This is a genomic window from Parapedobacter sp. ISTM3, from assembly GCF_016533505.1.
GTDB classification, from domain to species: Bacteria; Bacteroidota; Bacteroidia; order Sphingobacteriales; family Sphingobacteriaceae; genus Parapedobacter; species Parapedobacter luteus.
In genome coordinates, this window is sequence record NZ_JAENGN010000069.1 from 1 (window position 1) to 606 (window position 606).

At 63.7% G+C, this 606-nt stretch carries 1 pseudogene; it reads left to right on the plus strand.

What is annotated here, in order from left to right:
* Nucleotides 1-346 precede the first annotated feature (346 nt).
* Nucleotides 347-606, plus strand: a pseudogene (locus tag JHJ32_RS22980) (RHS repeat-associated core domain-containing protein); the annotation flags it as partial.

The following is a 606-nucleotide window of genomic DNA, read 5'->3' on the forward strand; positions in this document are numbered from 1 at the left end:
CAACGGCACGTCGTTCGCCGAGTCGGTTAACTACAGCTACAACGCGCGGGGTTGGCTTAAGGGTGCGGTGTCTCCGAAGTTCCAGCAGACGCTGCTCTACGAGGACACCTCGGCGTCGTCATTCCGGCAGTACAACGGGAACATCAGCCGGCAGAGCTGGCGTCACGGCACGGGGGCCGTCCAGGGGTACAGCTACACGTACGACCGGCAGAACCGGCTGCTTACGGGTCTTTCCGGGAGCGTCGGGGAGACGGTCACGTATGACCGTTCGGGGAACATCGCCACGCTGAAGCGTGATGCGGGTGCGGTGTGGACGTACGGGTACACGGCAGCGGGGGGCAACCGTTTGCAGACGATCACGGGGGGCAGCGCGACGTACCAGTATGATGCCAACGGGAACATGACGCTGGACGGGCGGGTGAACCGGTCGGTTACGTACAACGAGCTGGACCTTCCCCGGACGGTTGGGGGCACGTCGGCGACCTACACGTACGATGCCACGGGGCGGAAGCTTCGTTCGGTGGTTGGTGGCATCACCACGGATTACATCGACGGCATTGAGTGGGAGGGCAGTGCATTGAACGCCATCCACATGGAGGAGGGGCG